The organism is Achromobacter sp. ACM01 (assembly GCF_014851745.1).
GTDB lineage: Bacteria > Pseudomonadota > Gammaproteobacteria > Burkholderiales > Burkholderiaceae_B > Achromobacter > Achromobacter aegrifaciens.
Map to the genome: position 1 here is coordinate 1 of NZ_JACVAF010000007.1, position 17976 is coordinate 17976.

Genomic DNA, 17976 nt, shown 5'->3' on the forward strand with positions numbered 1-17976 from the left:
CCACGCCCACGACGTTGGTGACGTCCGCGCCGAGGGTGTCGGCGCCGGTGCCGCTGATGACGTTGCCGGAGGCGGTCAGTGCGGTGTCTTCCGTGACGGAAGCGGTGTCGGGCTTGGCTTCGGGCGCCGTGTCGGTGATCTGGATGACCAGGTCATTGCTGCGGGTCTCGCCGGCAAAGTCCGTAACGGAAACCTGGAAGAGGTCGCGGACCGAATCGTCGCCATTGGAGTGATCGGCGGCTCCGCCAGTTTCCTGGTAGGAGTAGGTGATCTTGCCAGTGGCGGCGTCGTAATTGGTGACGGTCAGCACCCCCTTGTCGGTGGCGATGACTACCGGGTTGGCGGCGCTGGCGTTGCTGACGTCCTTGCCGCCCACCGTGACCTTGTCGACGCCGGCCTCGGCGGAGACGGTCACGGAACCGGTGACCGTGGCGCCAGACGCTTCGGCCACATTGTTATGACCCGCCGTCACATCGCCGTCGCTGTCTTCAGGCGTGATCACCGGAGGAGCGTCGGTCTGGCCGGTGACCGTAATGGTCAGGGTGGCAGTGCTGGTCGCGCCTTGCGCGTCGGACACGGTGTACGTGATCGACGTCGTTGCGGTCTGGCCGTCATTCAAATACTGGAATGCCGTGCCGGGGTTGAACGTGTACGTGCCGTCGGCGTTGAGCGTGAACGTGCCGCCATTCGAACCGACGACAGGCTTGCCGACGTCGGCGTCGGCGCCATTGACTTGCGAAACGCGGATGGTGTCGCCGTCCGGATCGCGATCGTTGCCCAGCACGCCTTCGGTAACGTGGTCAACGACCAGGGGCTTGTCTTCACCGGTGGTGCCTTCGTCATTGGTGGCGACCGGGACGGGGTTGCCCACGGTCCAGACGAAGGTCTGGGAGACGGTCGCGCCCGACTTGTCGGTGGCGGTGACGGTGATGAGATACTCGCCCTTGACGCCCGTGTTGGTGTGATCGGACGCCCAGTTGGCGAACTGGCCGGTGAAGGTGCCGGTGGTGGGGTCGAACTTCAGGCCGCCGGGGATGTGGTCGACCGAGTAGACCAGGGAGTCGCCGTCGTCGAGGTCGCTGAAGAAGCCGGACAGGTTGTAGTTGACGACATCGCCGTCCATGTTGTCCTGGTTCTGCAGGGCAACTGCGGTCGGCGCGTCGTTGGTGCCGGTGATTTCGACCGTCAGCGTGGCGGAGCTGGTGCCGCCTTGGCCGTCCGTGACGGTATAGGTGATCGAGCTGGTCGCCGTCTGGCCCGCGGCCAGGTGCTGGAAGGCATTGCCGGGATTGAACGAGTACGAGCCGTCGGGATTCAGGGTGAACGTGCCGCCGTTGGAGCCGGCCGTCGGCGTGCCCACGTTGCCAGTGGCGCCGTTGACTTGCGACACGGTCAGGGTGTCGCCGTCCGGGTCCACGTCGTTGGACAGGACGCCGTTCTGGGCGCTGACGTTGAGCGTGGTGTCTTCGTCGGTGGTGCCGTTATCATCGGCCGCCGTCGGCGCAGGGTTGGTGACGTCCCAGTTGAAGTCCTGGGAAGTCGTGGCGCCGGACGGGTCGGTGGCGGTCACCGTCACCGTGTAGACGCCATTGTTGCCGCCTTGCGAGGCGGAATGGTCGATGGTGCCGGTGATGATGCCGGTGTTCGGGTCGATGGTCAGGCCGGGCGGCAGGCCGGTGGCGGTAAAGGTGAGCTTGTCGCTGGTGTCCGGGTCCGAGAAATGGCTGGAGACGTTGTAGCTCACGCCGGTCTGGGCGTCGATGCCCGAGGTGTCGGCGATGGAGGTGGACACCGGGCCGTCGTTGGTGCCGGTGATCGTCACGACGACGTTCGCCGTGGAGGTGGCGCCGCTGGGATCCGTGATGGTGTACGAAACGGTACTGGTGGCCGTTTCGCCCACGGCCAGGTGGCCGTATTCGTTACCCGGGTTGAAGACGTAGCTGCCGTCGGGCAGGACCGTGAAGGTGCCGCCGTTGCTGCCGTTGACCGTGATGCCGGCCGGGGTCATGGGGCGGCCGCTGACCGAGACGATCGCCAGCGGGTCGCCATCGGGATCCGAGTCGTTCAGCAGCAGGTTGCCGCGCACCAGGCTGTTCTGCTCGCCGCTGCCGGTATCGTTCAGCGCGTTGGGCGGGGTGTTGACGGTGGCCGGAGTGGCTTCATCGTCGCCGCCGGCGCCGGTGCCGGACAGGCGGGGCAGGATCTCCTGGCCACGGCTGGGGTTCGGGTAGGCCAGGTCGAGCGGGGTGGTGGTTTCCAGGATGCGGGCCAGGCGCACGAAGCTGCTGCCGCCGGCATCGCCGCCGCCGGCCACGACGGCAGCGGTGGGATCCAGTTCATCGAACGGGTCGCGGCCGTCGCGCAGGGCGGCCAGCAAGCGGTCGGAGTCGGTGCCGGAGGGCGGAGCCACAGCCGCTTCGGACGGGTCGGCCAGGGGGCCGGTCATGTCGCCGGTCACGGCAACCTCGCGGCCTTCGCCGATGACGATCGGCATGCCGTTCTCGACCTGAAGCGAAACCGTGGCGCCCGAGGCAGTGACCACGTCGCTGCCTGCGGGGACCTTGCTGCCTTGATGCAGTTCAGTCAGGGAACCGTCGCTATTGCGTATCCACGCGCGACCGGAGATTTCGTTGACGACTGCGGGAGAGGTGTTGGCCATGTTGGTTCCGTTTCAGGGAGTTATCCAAGATGGCCAGATACTAGATTGCGCCGCCGGCGCGGGATATTGTCCTCAAGGACAGTATCAGGAAGTAATTTTGATTTTGGCGTCGGCGGGGGCAGATATGCCGTGGACGAGCAGGGCGAGCTGCAGGCGGTCGGTTACGCCCAGCTTTTCGAAAACGGCTGACAGGTGGGCCTTGACCGTGCGTTCGGTGATGCCCAGGGCTTCGGCGATCTGCGCATTGGCCTGGCCGCTGGAGGCATAGCGGGCCACGGTGATTTCACGCTCGGTCAGCACGCCGCCATCCCAGGCGTGCTCGTCCTGGGCGCGCTCGGCGACCAGCTTGAGCAGCCGCGACACCAGCGAACGGCCCATCCAGATGCCGCCGGAGGCGACGACTTCCAGCGCCTGCGACAGCGAGGCGGCCGAGGCATAGCCGTGGCAATAGCCATGCGCGCCGGCGCCCAGCACCCGGGTGCCTTGCTCGTCGTTAGGACTGGGGCTGGCGACCACCACGTGCAGGTCCGCCAGGGTCGCGGCCCAGATGGGATCCTGCCAGGACGGCAGCCGGGGCAGGTCCGCATCCAATACCGCCAGAGTGCGGCCCTGTTCGCGCCAGCGTTGCAGGTCGGCCAGGCCGCGCCCGCGGGCCGCCAGCCAGCGGGCCGGATTCAGGCCGCGCCAATGCTGCCACAACAGGTCGTCGTGCGTAATCAACAGGACAGGAACGGGTTTCATAAGGCCTTGCAGCCCTCCTTTAACGTTCGGTAAAGGCATTCGCCTTGGCGCGCAGTATGGGCTTGAGCAGGTACTGCAGCACCGTGCGCTTGCCAGTCAGGATATGAACCTCCGCCACCATCCCGGGGATGATGGGCAACAGTTTGTCGCCTACCGTGCTGCGATCCGTGCGGACCCGCACCACATAGTAGGAATTGCCTTTCTCGTCGGTCACGGTGTCCGCGCCGATCTGTTCCACCTTGCCTTCGAGGCCGCCGTAAATGGCGAAGTCGTAGGCCGTGAATTTCACTTCTGCCTTCTGGTCGGCATGCAGGAAGCCGATGTCGCGCGGCTGGATGCGGACCTCGAGCAGCAGCGTGTCGTCCTTGGGCACGATCTCGATGATGTCCTTGCCGGGCTGGACCACGCCACCGACCGTGTTGTTGAACAGCGTCTTGACCGTGCCGCGCACCGGGGCGCGGACCTCGGCCAGCTTTACTCGGTCGGCCAGCGCCAGCTTGCCTTGACGCAGGGTCGCCAGCTTGGTGTTGGTTTCCGAGAGCTCGTTACGGGCCTGGTTGCGGATGTTCAGCTCAGCTTCCTGAAGCTTGCTTTCGGCTTCCTTGATGGAGGCCTGGAAGCGGTCGATCTGGGCTTCGGCGCCTTTTTGTTCGCCGCAGTAGCGGGCCACGTCGCGTTGCAGGCGCAACAGGTCGACTTCGGACACGGCGCCGCTCTTGAGCAGGGGACGGGTCACCTGCAGCTCGCGCGAGGTCAGGCCGCAGCTGGCCGCGGCCTGGTCGCGCTTGGCGATCGTTTCGCGCAGATCTTCCTGGCGTTGCTTGAGTTGTTCGCGTGCGACGTTGACCGTGGCGTTCAATTCAGTGGTGCGCGCTTGCCAGGCATTGCGCTCCATTTCCACCAGCCCGGGCGCCTGCGTCAGCACTTCCTCGGGAGCCACGAAGGGTTCGCCCGTGGCCAGGGCCTGCAGGCGGGCGGCCTTGGCGAGCAGGGAAAGGTATTCGGCGTTGTTCTCGCCCAGCGACGAGGCGAACCGGGTGGAGTCGATCTTCAGCAGGATCTCGCCCGCCTCGACTTCCTGGCCCGGGCGCACCAGGATTTCTTCGACGATGCCGCCGTCCAGACTCTGGATGATTTGGACCTGGCGCGAGGGCACGACCTTGCCTTCGCCGCGGACGACTTCGTCAATGCTGCCGGTGCCGGCCCACAGCAGCAGGCCGCCGGTGGCCAGCAGGCTGACCCACAACAGGATGCGCGAACCGCGCGCCTGCGATTCATGGATGACCCATTCGGCGTTGCCGACGTAGTCGGAGCGTTGCTGGGGCTTGCCTTTTTCGGCGCCGTCCAGCAAGCGGTCGAAGAAGAACACGAAGACGCCGCGCAGCATGCGCCACAGGCTTCCAAACAGGCCGTGCCGGGTTTCGCCAGGATTGTTCAGCATGGTTTCCTCAGCTTCCGCGTCCGACGCGTCCTTGACGCAGTGCCTCGACCACTTGCTCCTTGGGACCGTCAGCCACGATATGGCCGTTGTCGATCACGATCAGGCGGTCGACCAGGTCCAGCAGGGCGGTGCGGTGCGTGACCAGCAGGATCGTCTTCGTGGCGCTGGCTTCACCCAGCCGCTTGCGCAGCTGCGCTTCACTCTGGTGATCCATGTTGCTGCTGGGTTCGTCCAGCAGCAGGATGGGCGGATCGTTGATCAGGGCGCGGGCCACCGCCACCGACTGGCGCTGGCCGCCGGAGAGGGACTCGCCGCGTTCGCCGATGACCATGTCGAAGCCGTCGGGGTGCAGGTTGGCGAAATCGGTGACGCCCGCCATGTTGGCGGCTGCCAGGATGCTGGCGTCGTCAGCGTAGGGCGCGCCCATCGCCAGGTTGTGCTTCAGGCTGCCATAGAACAGCAGCGGGTCCTGCGGCACGTGGCCGATGGCGCGGCGCACGTCGGCCGGATCGATCTGCCGCACGTCCACGCCGTCCAGCAAGACTGCGCCCTCGGTGGGCTGGTACAGCGCCAGGGCCAGCTTCTCCAGCGTGGTCTTGCCGGAGCCGATGCGGCCAATGATGCCGACCTTTTCGCCCGGCTTCAGCTTGAAGGACACTTTCTTCAGCACCGGCTGCTTGCTGCCGGGATAGCTGAAGGTCACGTCGCGGAATTCAATGCCGCCATGGAAGACGGGACGATGCAGGAATTCGGCTTCTGCCGGACGTTCGATCGGCAGCTTCATATAGTTGTCGATCGAGCCCAGCGAGGTGCGAGCGTTCTGGTACTGCATGAGCAACCCGGCGACCTGGCCGAGCGGGGCCAGGCAGCGCCCGGCGATCATGGAGGCGGCGATGATGCCGCCCATGGAAATGGCGGATTCCTGGGCCTGGTAGACGCCGATGATGACGACGGAGATCGACACCAGTTGCTGGACGGCCTGCACGAAGCCGACCGTCGAGGACGAAATCAGCTTCAGTTTGCCGCCGGTCAGGGCGATGTACTCGGTGGCGCGTTCCCAGTTGCGCTGGATGGATCCCTGCGCGTTGAGCGTCTTGACGGACTCCAGGCCGGTCAGGGCCTCGACCAGGGTCGCGTTGCGCTGCGACGACGCTTGGTAGGAGGCCATGGTGAGGGATTCCATGCGGGCTTGCGCGGCCAGCGATACCAGCAGGATCAACACGATCGCGACCAGCGGCGGCAGCACCATCCAGGGCGAAATCCAGGCCAGCGCCAGCAGGAACAGCAGAATGAAGGGCAGGTCCACCAGGGTGGTGATGGTGGCTGACGCGATGAAATCGCGAATGGATTCGAACGAACGCAGGTTGGCGGCGAAAGATCCCACCGATACCGGCCGGCCCTCCATGCGCAGGTCCAGCACGCGTTCCATGATCTGCGCGGACAGGCGCACGTCGACCCGTTTGCTGGCGCTGTCCACGACGTGGGAGCGGGCGGTGCTCAGGATCATGTTGAAGATCACGACCAACGTGATGCCGATGGCCAGCACCCAGAGCGTTTCGACGGCGTTGTTGGGCACGACGCGGTCATACACGTTCATGGTGAACAGCGGCATCGCCATTGCGAAGATGTTGATCAGCAGGGCGGCGATCAGCGCGTCGCGGTACAGGCGCCGGTTTTCCATGATGGCGGCCCAGAACCAATGGCGCTCGCGCACCTTGGCGACTTCGGGCGCGCGCGCGTCGAAGCGGAACTGCGGGCGCACGAAGCACACCAGCCCGGTGTATTGCGCCGATAGTTCCGCGGCACTCATTTCCATCGAGCTGCCGCCCAGTTCGGGGTGGCTGACGACGTAGTTTTCGCCGTCTTTCTTCAGCAGCAGGCAGGCGCGTTCGCCGTTGAGCAGCAGGATCGCGGGCAGCAGGTCCTGCGAAATGCTGTCCAGCGTGCGCTTGACCACGCGGGCGGAGAGCTGCGCGCGCGCGGCGGCGCGCGGCAGCAATGCCGGCGTCAGTTTGTGTTCTTCCAGCGGCAGGCCGGCCGACAGCGCCTGGGCCGTCGCCGTCACGCCATGGAGCCGGGTGATTTCAACCAGGCAATCGAGCAGCGGGTCGTCATGCGCCGCGCGCGCGTCCGCGCGCCACTCCCGGGCCGCCATTTCAGATAACTTGTCCATCTTCGTCATCCAGCAGGTCGAGGTGTTCGGAGAGGCGCGCGCGCTGTTGCTTGCGCTGGGTCAGCTTTTGTTGAGCCTGGATAGGCAGGTCGGTCATACGCAAGGTGCCATTGGCTATCAGCGCGTCGATCAGGTCTTCCAGGACGCGGACGAAGTCCGCATCCAGTTGTGAGAAGTCGTTGCCCTGTTTCTGCATATGGTCTCCTTGCGCTTGCGTCACCTAGGGTTTGGCCTTGGGCGAGTTTACCGGGATGAACGTGGGCGGCAGATTGCCCTCGTTGTATTGCACGCGCACGGGCGCCAGGCGGGCCGAGTCGGGGATCGTCGAATTGCAGAGCTTGATGACTTCGTCGGAGACTTCCAGCTTGCCGTTTTCCTCGGGCATTTCGTTGCGCGCGGGCTGCAGCGACAGCGCCGGCAGCAGTGCGTGCGACAGCGCCAGCCAGCGGTATTGCGCGATCTGCAGGTCATACAGCGCGTTGGTCAGGGCGCGGCGCGATTCGAACAATTCGTTTTCGGTGTCCAGCAAGTCCAGCAGCGAACGCTGGCCGATCTGGAATTGTTGGCGGTAGGCTTCGCGCACCTTGGTGGTGGCCACTTCGTGGTCGCGCAGGAAGGGCAGCTTCTGGTTCAGGCTGGCGACGTTGTTCCAAGCCACGGCCAGGTCCTGTTGCACATTGCGGCAGGTGTAGTCGCGGATGTCGCGCGCAGCATAGGACTGCGCGGAGGTCTGGCGCACGCGGGCGGAGTCGGATCCACCGCGATACAGGTTGTAGCTCATGACAACCTGGACGCTGGAGTTCTGGATGTCGCGGTTTTGCGGCGTGGGATCGTTCTGGTCGCGGCCGGTGGCGGCCACGAATTCGAACTTCGGCGAGAAGGCGCCCTTGGACGAGGCGACACCCGCTTGCGCGGCCTGCAGCCCGGCCTGCTTGGACAGGAAGCTGGGGTTGCGGCGCAGCGACTCGTTGAAGTCGGCGGGCTTGACCGGCAGCTTGCCGCTGATATCGGGCGTAGGCTGCATCGCTTCGGGGGGCAGGGCGCCGGTGACGCGCTGGAAACGCTGCTGCACGTCCAGCAGGTTGGCGGTCTCGGTCATCAGATTGGTCTGGGCCAGCGCCAGGCGCCCGCCGGCCTGTTCCAGGTCGACGCGGCGGCCCACGCCCGATTCGGCGCGCTCGTTGATCTGCTTGAGCGTTTCTTCGTGCAGGGTGTAGTTCTGGCGGGCCAGCAGTTCCATGTCGCGGTAGCGCTGCAGGTCGATATAGGCCTGCACTGCGCTGAACGCGGTGTTGTCGCTGGTGGCCAACAGGTCATAGAAGCGCGCCAGCTTGTCGAAGCCGGCTTGCTTGACGTCGTTGCTCGTACGGAAGCCGTCGAAAATCAGCTGACGCAATTCCACGCTGTAGCCGGGACGGCTCCAGCTTTGCGACCCGACTCCGGGCACGTTGTTGCGGTACTCGCGGCCCACATAGCCTTGCGCATTGATCTGCGGGAAGAACGCGCCGCGGGCAACGGCCTGGCCTTCCAGCGAAGCCTGGAAATCATGGTACTTGGCCTGGATTTCCGGGTTGCTGAGCAGGGTCTGCTCAACGACCTGGTTCAGTGTGACCCCAGCTGCCCCGGAGGCGGGAGCTGCTGACTGTGCAAATGCCGCAGGAACGAATGCCAGGGCAAGGACCGAAGTCGTGCTTTTGAGCAAAAACGAAGCCATAGTGATTATTCGCGAGTCGAGTTAGGAATTAATGGCCGCCATATTGTGTGGAAATGTCAGATTTGACGAGTCAATATTTGTTAATTCTTGACGAAGTTTTCCGGTCGGCAGTTTGAGTTTCTTCGCGCATCATCTCTTAATTAGCTTGAATTTGCACTAATTTCGCCATATCCCGGATTTTTGATCCGGTTTAATGCAGGATAAATGCGGTTTATTGCGCTTTATTTCGTTGTTTGGGTGAATCCAGCGCACAACGATTATATCGGTTTGATAATTTTGTATCTGTTTTAAATACCTGAATTTGTATCTGTAACTGTTTGATTGCAGTTCGATTGAGGTGTGGAAATAGGACGAAGTGACCCTCGCCATGTCCTAGCATGGTAGTGTTAGTACTGGTATATAAGGTGTAGTTGTACTAGGTTGAGACCCTGTGCATAATTCGCTCATGCCGCAGTGGCTGGCGCCCGGGGATCATTGTTTGAACCGCGCGCGGCACGAGCCGGATTGTCTATTTGCAGAGCGCATCCATGGCCCAAACTCTTTACGACAAACTCTGGGACGCCCACGTCGTCCACCAGGAATCAGACGGCACCTGTCTGCTCTATATCGACCGCCACCTGGTGCACGAAGTCACCAGCCCCCAGGCGTTCGAAGGCCTGGCGATGGCCGGCCGCAAGCCGTGGCGCACGAGCGCCAACCTGGCGGTGGCGGACCACAACGTGCCGACGCTGAACCGCGCCCAGGGCATCGACGATCCGATTTCGCGCCTGCAGGTGGACACGCTGGACGCCAACTGCGAAAAGTACGGCATTACCGAATTCCGCATGAATGACCTGCGCCAGGGCATCGTGCACGTGATCGGCCCGGAGCAGGGCGCGACCCTGCCCGGCATGACCGTGGTCTGCGGCGACTCGCACACCAGCACGCACGGCGCGCTGGGCGCGCTGGCCTTCGGCATCGGCACCTCCGAAGTGGAGCACGTGCTGGCGACCCAGACGCTGCTCATGAAGAAAGCCAAGAGCATGCTGATCAAGGTCGACGGCGAATTGCCCTTCGGCTGTACGGCCAAGGATGTGGTCCTGCACATCATCGGCATCATTGGCACGGCCGGCGGCACGGGCTACGCCATCGAGTTCGCCGGCAGCACGATCCGCTCGCTGTCCGTGGAAGGCCGCATGACCGTCTGCAACATGGCCATCGAAGCCGGCGCCCGTTCGGGCATGGTGGCGGTGGACGACAAGACCGTCGAGTACTTCCGCGGCCGTCCCTTCGCGCCCACGGGCGTGCTTTGGGATCAGGCGGTGGGCTACTGGCGTACCCTGCATACCGATGAGGGCGCCAAGTTCGACGCCGTGGTGGAAGTCAACGCCCGCGACATCAAGCCGCAGGTCACCTGGGGCACGTCCCCGGAAATGGTGCTGCCGGTGGATTCCCGCGTGCCGGACCCCGATCGCGAAAAAGACGACGTGCGCCGCAGCGGCATGGAACGCGCCTTGCAGTACATGGGCCTGAAGCCCAACACGCCGCTTACCGATATCCGTGTGGATCGCGTGTTCATCGGTTCTTGCACGAATTCGCGCATCGAAGACCTGCGCGCGGCTGCGGCGGTCGCGCGCGGCAAGCATGTGGCCTCCAATGTGCGCCAGGCCATGGTGGTGCCGGGCTCGGGCCTGGTCAAGCAGCAGGCCGAGCGCGAAGGCCTGGACAAGATCTTCATCGAGGCGGGCTTTGAGTGGCGCGAGCCGGGCTGCTCCATGTGCCTGGCCATGAACGCCGACCGCCTGGAACCGGGCGAACGCTGCGCCTCCACCTCGAACCGCAACTTCGAGGGCCGGCAAGGACAGGGCGGGCGCACCCATCTGGTCAGCCCGGCCATGGCCGCCGCCGCCGCCGTCGCCGGCCATTTCGTCGACGTCCGCACTTTCCGTTAAGCGTCACGCACCGAGTACCGACATCATGCAAGCATTTACCACTCACGAAGGCCTGGTGGCTCCGCTCGACCGCGAAAACGTGGACACGGACCTCATCATTCCCAAGCAGTTCCTCAAATCCATCCAGCGCACCGGCTTTGGTCCGAACCTGTTCGATGAACTGCGCTACCTGGACCATGGCGAACCCGGCATGGACAACAGCAAGCGTCCGCTGAATCCGGATTTCGTGCTGAACCAGCCGCGTTACCAGGGCGCTTCGGTGCTGCTGGCGCGCAAGAACTTCGGCTGCGGCTCCAGCCGCGAGCATGCGCCCTGGGCGCTGACGCAGTTCGGTTTCCGCGCCATCATCGCGCCGTCCTATGCCGACATTTTCTTCAACAACAGCTTCAAGAACGGCCTCTTGCCCATCGTTCTGTCGGAACTGGAAGTCGCGCGCCTGTTCGACGAAGTGAAGGCTTTCCCCGGCTACAAGCTGCGCGTCGACCTCGACCGCCAGGTCGTGGTGGCGGCGGATGGGCGCGAGATGGGTTTCGACATCGAACCGTTCCGCAAATACTGTCTGCTCAACGGCTTTGACGATATCGGGCTGACCCTGCGCCAGTCGGACAAGATTCGCGCCTTCGAGGCCGAGCGCCTGGCCCGCCATCCGTGGCTGGAAAGCCGTCCCATCGCCTGACGCCACCATTCTTCTGATTACAGGATCGTTTTCGTATGACTCACAACATCGCAGTCCTGCCGGGTGACGGCATCGGCCCGGAAATCGTCGAACAGGCCGTGCGCGTCCTGAAGGCGCTGGACGTGTCCTTCGATATCAAGCAAGCGCCCGTGGGCGGCGCCGCCTTCGATGCGTTCGAACATCCGCTGCCGCCGGCCACGTTGAATCTGGCCAAGGAATCGGACGCCGTGCTGTTCGGCGCCGTGGGCGACTGGAAGTACGACAGCCTGCCGCGCGAGTTCCGCCCCGAGCAGGCCATTCTGGGCCTGCGCAAGGCGCTGGGCCTGTTTGCCAACCTGCGTCCTGCCATCCTGTATCCGGAACTGGCCAGCGCCTCGTCGCTGAAGCCCGAGATCGTGTCCGGCCTGGACATCCTGATCATCCGCGAGCTGACTGGCGACATTTATTTCGGCACGCCGCGCGGCGTACGTTCTTCACCCGACGGCGCCTTCGCCGGCGAACGCGAAGGCTACGACACCATGCGCTATGCGGAATCCGAAGTGCGCCGCATTGCGCGCATCGGTTTCGAATCGGCCCGCAAGCGCAACAAGAAGCTGTGCAGCGTGGACAAGGCCAACGTGCTGGAGACCTCGCAGTTCTGGCGCGACATCGTCATCGAAGTCGCGCGCGAGTATCCCGACGTGGAGCTGTCGCACATGTATGTCGACAACGCCGCGATGCAGCTGGTGCGCAACCCGCGCCAGTTCGACGTAATCGTGACCGGCAACCTGTTCGGCGACATCCTGTCCGACGAAGCCGCCATGCTGACCGGTTCGATCGGCATGCTGCCTTCTGCTTCGCTGAACGCAGGCGGCCAAGGCTTGTATGAACCCAGCCATGGCTCCGCGCCCGATATCGCCGGCCAAGGCATCGCCAATCCGCTGGCGACCATCCTGTCCGCGGCCATGCTGCTGCGCTATTCGCTGAATCTGGCGCCGCAGGCCGACCGCATCGAGGCCGCCGTGCGCCGCGTGCTGGCCGACGGCCTGCGCACCGCCGACATCTTCGAACCGGGCACGACCAAGGTCGGCACGGCGCAGATGGGCGACGCGGTGCTCAAGGCGCTGGCCTGATCTTCTCGGGATCGAGCCGCCGGGCGCTAGCGCGCGTGGCGGTTGAAGCACCGTAAAACAAGGGGTGGCCCGGCTGGGCCGCCCCTTGTTTTGCTGTTGTGGCCTCGCCTCGAAAGCGCCCTGTATCCATTGCGGCCCCTATTATTTCTAGCTGCGCCGCAACATCCGGCCGTGCATTCTGATAAATTGTTGAATTGCACGGCTTTTTCCCCTGGACCCTAGTCTCCACACCTTTAAAGAGCGATTGAAATGAATCAAGCAGTAGGCCTTGTCGGCTGGCGCGGTATGGTCGGCTCGGTGCTCATGCAACGCATGCGCGACGAGAACGACTTCGCACTGATCGAACCGGTGTTTTTCTCCACCAGCAACGCTGGCGGCGCCGCGCCCACTTGGGCCACTGGCGCAGGCCCGCTGCAAGACGCCTACAACATTGACGCTCTGAAAAAACTGCCGATCATCGTGACGGCGCAAGGCGGCGACTACACCTCCGAGGTCTATCCCAAGCTGCGCGGCGCAGGCTGGAACGGCATCTGGATCGATGCCGCCAGCACCCTGCGCATGGCCGATGACGCCATCATCGTGCTGGATCCGGTCAACCGTCCGGTCATCGACGCGGCGCTCAAGCGCGGCGTGCGCAACTTCATCGGCGGCAACTGCACGGTCAGCTGCATGCTGATGGGCCTGGCCGGCCTGTTCAACAACGACCTGGTCGAATGGATGACCTCCATGACCTACCAGGCGGCTTCCGGCGGCGGCGCGCAACACATGCGCGAACTGCTGACCCAGTTCGGCGAGATCAATCAATCGGTCAAGTCGCTGCTGGACGATCCCGCGTCGGCCATCCTGGAAATCGACCGCGGCGTGCTGGCCAAGCAAAAGGACCCGGCGCTGCCCCACGAGCACTTCGGCGTGCCGCTGGGCGGCAACCTGATTCCCTGGATCGACAAGGATCTGGGCAACGGCATGTCCAAGGAAGAGTGGAAGGGCGAGGTCGAGACCAACAAGATCCTGGGCCGCGGCGCAGCCTTCGGCACGCCCGCCACGCCGATCGACGGCCTGTGCGTGCGCATCGGCGCGATGCGCTGCCACAGCCAGGCGCTGACCATCAAGCTCAAGCGCGACGTGCCGCTGGACGAGATCGAAGCGCTGATCGCCGAAGGCACGCAGTGGGCGAAGGTCGTGCCCAACACCAAGGAAGCCACGGTTTCCGCGCTGACTCCGGTCGCCGTTACCGGCACGCTGGACATTCCGGTGGGTCGCCTGCGCAAGCTGTCGATGGGCTCGCAATACCTGGGCGCTTTCACCGTGGGCGACCAGTTGCTGTGGGGCGCCGCCGAGCCGCTGCGCCGCATGCTGCGCATTGCGCTGGCCGAAGCCTGATGCCGTCGCAGGCGGCGTTCGGAGCCGCCTGACCAGGCGCGCAAGGCAAGCAAGGGCACCTCAGGGTGCCCTTGCCGTTTGCGCAGAGTCTGTGCTGTATCGGCGGACAGGCCCGCCAGCAAACGCGGCCGGGCCTTTCAGGTTTGTGAAATGCGCATGATCCATTACACTTTTCCCGTGAATTGATGCCTGTTCTCACCGATATGGCGTGAGCCGGCTCCAGCCCGCAAGTCGACTACAAGACGGAATTCCAGCTTATGACCCAGCGTTCGCGCCAAGTGAAGCATGCCCGCCGTTTAAAAGCCCTGCAGTGGGCGATTGCGCTGGCGATTGGCTCAAGCGTGTGCAGTACCGCCATGGCCATGCGCGTGGGGCATTCGCGGGTGGTTTCCGTGCCGGGCGCGCCGCTGCAGGCGGTGGTGGGATTGCAGGAGCTCACGCCCGAGGAAATCGCATCGCTCAAGGTGTCGGTGGCTGACGAGGCCTCCTGGCAACGCGCAGGTCTGAAGCCGCCGGTTCCACTGGCAAGCATGGTGGTCCGGGTCGAGGACGGCCTGGACGCCACGCGCAAGAATCTGCGCGTGCGGGCCTCGCAGCCGCCGGCCAGCGGCGCGGTTGATCTGCTGCTGAATATCAACTCCAGTTCCGGGCAGCGCCAGGTGCAGGTCAGCATTCTGGTGCCGTTGCGCGGCACGACGGCCGACGTGACGCCGGCTGCGGTCGGCACGCCGGGGCGCGCGGCGGGATCGCGTTCGGTCAACGTGAAGTCCGGCGACAATCTTTTCGCTATCGCGCAGCGCAATGCGGTGCCCAACGCATCGGTCTATCAGATGCTGGTGGCCCTGTGGCACGCCAATCCCGAGGCCTTCATCCAGAACAATATGAATCTGGTGAAAGCCGGCCAGAGGCTGACGATTCCCGATGCGGCTACCGTGCGCGCGGTGGATCCGGCCGAGGCGCGGCGCATCTTCAATGAACATGCCGAGGCGTTCGCGAAGTACCGCGCCCGCATCGGCGCGGCGGCCGGCGCGAATCCGTCCGTGGTCCAGGGGCAGGGCGCGGCTTCGGGCAGCGTCGCGCCTCCTGCTGATGCCGGGGCGGCCAGCGCATCGCCGCCGCAGGATCGCGTGCGGCTGTCCTCGGGGCAGGCGCAAGACAGCGCATCGGCGCAAGCAGAGGCGCAGGCCGATGCCAAGACGTCGACTGAGCGCGCCATGGCCGATGTCCAGGGGCGCGTGAGCCAGTTGCAAAGCAACGTCGACGATTTGAACAAGGCGGTGGCACAGCAAGGCGCCGCTGGTGGCGCTCCTGGTACTGCGGCGTCGCCGGGCGCGGCAGGCACTTCGGGTGCAACAGGCGCTCCGGGTGCAACAGGCGCTTCGGGTGCAACTGGCGCTTCGGGTGCAACAGGCGCTCCGGGTGCAACAGGCGCTTCGGGTGCAGCAGGCGCTTCGGGAGCGGCAGGCGCTTCGGGTGCAACAGGCGCTTCGGGTGCAACAGGCGCTTCGGGTGCAACAGGCGCTTCGGGTGCAACAGGCGCGTCTGGCGCGGCGGGCACTTCGGGTGCGGCAGGCGCTTCTGGTGCAACAGGCGCTTCTGGTGCAACAGGCGCTTCTGGTGCAACAGGCGCTTCTGGTGCAACAGGCGCTTCGGGCGCGACAGGCGCGTCGGGTACGCCGGGCTCTCCGGGCGCAGCGGGTACGCCCGGTGCAACAGGGTCGGCAGGACCTGCGAACACCTCGAACGCCCCAGGCGCTTCTGGGGCATCTACGCCAGATCAGGCCGCTGGCACGCCGGCAGGCAAGGATTCCGCTTCGGACATGCCCGGGTGGCTGGCCGACAATCTGCTCGTTATCGTCACTGCAGTGCTGGCGCTGATCGCATTCGCGATTGCCTGGCTCTTGCGCCGGGCCGGTGCGCGGCGCGGGGACGATGACGAGGAAACCTACGAATTCAACGAGCCAGCGCTGGATACGGCGGCGCTGAACCGCAAGCTCGGAAGCATCAATCTCGACCTGGACGAACCGCCCACGGACGAACCGCACCGTGTCGGCGGGCCACGGGTTTGATACATGTCTAGAGTTGCATTGGGGCTGGCGTACGACGGCTCCGCCTGGCAGGGTTGGCAGACACAGCCGCATCGGCAAACGGTGCAGGACACGTTGGAGGCCGCCCTGGGCAGTTTTTGTGGTGTGGAAGGGCCGGTGGCGACGATCTGCGCCGGCCGCACCGATACCGGGGTGCACGGCGCGATGCAGGTGATCCATCTGGACACTGAACTCGACCGCCGGTTGGAGTCCTGGGTCCGGGGGGTGAATGCTTTCCTGCCTCCCAGCATTTCAGTCCAGTGGGCGCAGCCGGTATCGGACGAATTCCACGCGCGGTTTTCCGCGCGCGCCCGTACCTACGTATATTTGTTATGGCGCGGCCGGGTGCGGCCGGCATTATGGGCGGGCCGGGCGGGCTGGTGCTTTCAACCGCTGGACGTCGATGCCATGCGGGCCGCGGCGAATGCCTTGCTGGGCGAGCACGATTTTTCCAGCTTCCGTTCCTCGCAGTGCCAGGCCAAGCATCCTGTGCGCCATCTCTACCGGCTGGATATCGATGAGCGCGGGCCGTTCCTGGTGTTCACGCTGAAGGCCAATGCCTTCCTGCATCATATGGTGCGCAACATCATGAGCGCGCTGTTGCAGATCGGGCAAGGGCGCGAATCGGTGGACTGGATGGCGCAGTTGCTGTCCTGGCGCGACCGCAAGCGGGGCGCGCCGACCTTCGCACCCGATGGGCTGTACCTGTCCGCCATCGATTATCCGGAAGAGTTCGGCCTGGATGAGCTCGACGGGGGATCGCAGTTGCTGTCGCCGTTTACTCAAACCTATTAGGGATGCCGCCGGCAACGGCGATGCCTGCCCGTATCCGATGGAGGCTTTTGCCATGCAACGCCGCGCGTTTTTGAAGCAGACCGCCCTGGGCGGCGCCGCTCTGGTCGCTCCGGCGTTCGCGCAGGAAGTTCCGTTGGCCGAGGAAAACGCCAGCCCGGCCCCGTCGGCGCCGCCAGCGGGACCGCAAGAGGCTCCGCCCAGCCCGCCGCCCGCTCCGGCCGCCGCGCCCGAAGCGCCGGCGGTGGTGGCAGCCCCAGCCAAGGTCGCTTGGCGGCTGGCCTCCAGTTTTCCCAACGAGTCTCCCACCTTGTTCGCCGGCGCCGAAGACGTGGCGCGTTACGTGAACGAGGTGACGGACGGGCGCTTCAGCATCGAAATCTTTCCCGCCGGCGACCTGGTGCAGCCGGGGCAGGTGCTGGAAGCCGTGCAGCATCGCGTCGTCGATTGTGGCCATACGGCGTCGACCCGCTACTTCGATGTCGACCCCGCGCTGTGCTTTGACGCCGGCGTGCCGTTCGGCCTGAACACGCGGCAGATGAACGCCTGGATGACGCAGGGGGAAGGCCTGGCGCTCACGCGCGTGCTGTTCGACAAGTACAACATCCTGAACTTTCCCTGCGGTTATACCGGCGCGCAAATGGGCGGCTGGTTTCGCGGGGAAATCAAGACCGTGGACGACCTGCGCGGGCTCAAGGTGAAGGCCGGCGGGTTCGCCCGCCATGTGCTGGCGCGGATGGGCGCCACGCCCGTGGACGTGCCCGTGGCCGAAGCCTATGCCGCGCTGGAGCAGGGCGTCGTGGACGCCGTGGCTTGGATCGGCCCTTATGACGATGAAAACCTGGCGCTCTATAAAGTTGCCAGGAATTACTACTTTCCGGGCTGGTGGGCGGGCACGCTGCAGCTATCCTTGTATGTGAACCAGGACGCCTACGACGAACTGCCCAAGCCGTATCAGTCCGCTTTGACGCTGGCATGCCGTATGGCGACTGCCAACATGATCGCCAAGTACGACGCGGGCAATCCGGACGCGCTGCGCCGACTGGTGTCGCGCGGCGCGCAGTTGAAAGCGTTTCCCAAGCCGGTCCTGCAGGCGAGCTACGAAGCCTCGCTGGCCGCCTACCAGGAAATGAGCGCCAAGGATCCCATGTTCAAGAAGCTGTACGACAGCATGGCGGCGTTTCGCGACAAGGAAACGCCCTGGTTCCGTCTGGCCGAGGGCAGCTTCGACAATCTCGTGGCCACCGTGGGTCAGCCCGGCGCGTAGGCG

At 64.7% G+C, this 17976-nt stretch carries 13 protein-coding genes; 7 read left to right on the top strand and 6 right to left on the bottom strand.

The window, feature by feature from the left end; all coding sequences use genetic code 11:
• From IB268_RS26220 to IB268_RS26245, 6 genes are all read right to left on the bottom strand, one after another.
• Positions 1–2659: retention module-containing protein (locus IB268_RS26220; RefSeq protein WP_192355021.1), on the bottom strand; the 2659-nt coding region annotated here is incomplete at its 3' end.
• Positions 2660–2743: 84 nt separating this feature from the next.
• On the bottom strand, positions 2744–3400 hold the full coding sequence (locus IB268_RS26225) for a response regulator transcription factor (protein WP_054458286.1): 657 nt from the start codon (positions 3398–3400) through the stop codon (positions 2744–2746).
• A 19-nt stretch (positions 3401–3419) separates the two neighbouring features.
• Positions 3420–4841, bottom strand: coding sequence for an HlyD family type I secretion periplasmic adaptor subunit (locus IB268_RS26230; RefSeq protein WP_054458285.1), 1422 nt, complete (start codon positions 4839–4841; stop codon positions 3420–3422).
• Positions 4842–4848: 7 nt separating this feature from the next.
• Positions 4849–7014: a type I secretion system permease/ATPase gene (locus IB268_RS26235; RefSeq protein ID WP_054458284.1), complete on the bottom strand. Its 2166-nt coding sequence runs from the start codon at positions 7012–7014 to the stop codon at positions 4849–4851.
• Entirely contained in the window at positions 6998–7210 is a 213-nt protein-coding gene (locus IB268_RS26240) for a hypothetical protein (protein WP_042792889.1), read from the bottom strand. Before IB268_RS26240 ends, IB268_RS26235 begins: the two co-directional genes overlap by 17 nt.
• Positions 7211–7234: 24 nt before the next feature.
• Positions 7235–8728 (bottom strand): TolC family outer membrane protein, encoded by a 1494-nt coding sequence (locus IB268_RS26245; protein ID WP_054458283.1) that lies wholly within the window; start codon positions 8726–8728, stop codon positions 7235–7237.
• A 527-nt stretch (positions 8729–9255) separates the two neighbouring features.
• Here IB268_RS26245 and leuC point away from each other — a divergent pair.
• The 7 genes from leuC to IB268_RS26280 all read left to right on the top strand — a co-directional run bounded on the left by leuC (position 9256) and on the right by IB268_RS26280 (position 17973).
• Positions 9256–10659, top strand: coding sequence for a 3-isopropylmalate dehydratase large subunit (gene leuC, locus IB268_RS26250; protein ID WP_192355022.1), 1404 nt, complete (start codon positions 9256–9258; stop codon positions 10657–10659).
• Between the two features lie 25 nt (positions 10660–10684).
• On the top strand, positions 10685–11335 hold the full coding sequence (leuD, locus tag IB268_RS26255) for a 3-isopropylmalate dehydratase small subunit (RefSeq protein WP_054458281.1): 651 nt from the start codon (positions 10685–10687) through the stop codon (positions 11333–11335).
• A gap of 35 nt (positions 11336–11370) precedes the next feature.
• Entirely contained in the window at positions 11371–12447 is a 1077-nt protein-coding gene (gene leuB / locus IB268_RS26260; protein WP_042792892.1) for a 3-isopropylmalate dehydrogenase, read from the top strand.
• A 249-nt stretch (positions 12448–12696) separates the two neighbouring features.
• Positions 12697–13827: an aspartate-semialdehyde dehydrogenase gene (gene asd / locus IB268_RS26265; protein WP_054458280.1), complete on the top strand. Its 1131-nt coding sequence runs from the start codon at positions 12697–12699 to the stop codon at positions 13825–13827.
• Between the two features lie 257 nt (positions 13828–14084).
• Positions 14085–15896 carry a FimV family protein gene (locus IB268_RS26270; RefSeq protein WP_192355023.1) on the top strand — a complete coding sequence of 604 codons (1812 nt, stop codon included), beginning with the start codon at positions 14085–14087 and terminating at the stop codon, positions 15894–15896.
• A 3-nt stretch (positions 15897–15899) separates the two neighbouring features.
• Positions 15900–16709: a tRNA pseudouridine(38-40) synthase TruA gene (gene truA, locus IB268_RS26275; protein ID WP_192355024.1), complete on the top strand. Its 810-nt coding sequence runs from the start codon at positions 15900–15902 to the stop codon at positions 16707–16709.
• 52 nt (positions 16710–16761) lie between these two features.
• Complete coding sequence (locus IB268_RS26280; RefSeq protein ID WP_054458315.1) at positions 16762–17973, top strand: TRAP transporter substrate-binding protein; 1212 nt, start codon at positions 16762–16764, stop codon at positions 17971–17973.
• Positions 17974–17976: the final 3 nt, after the last annotated feature.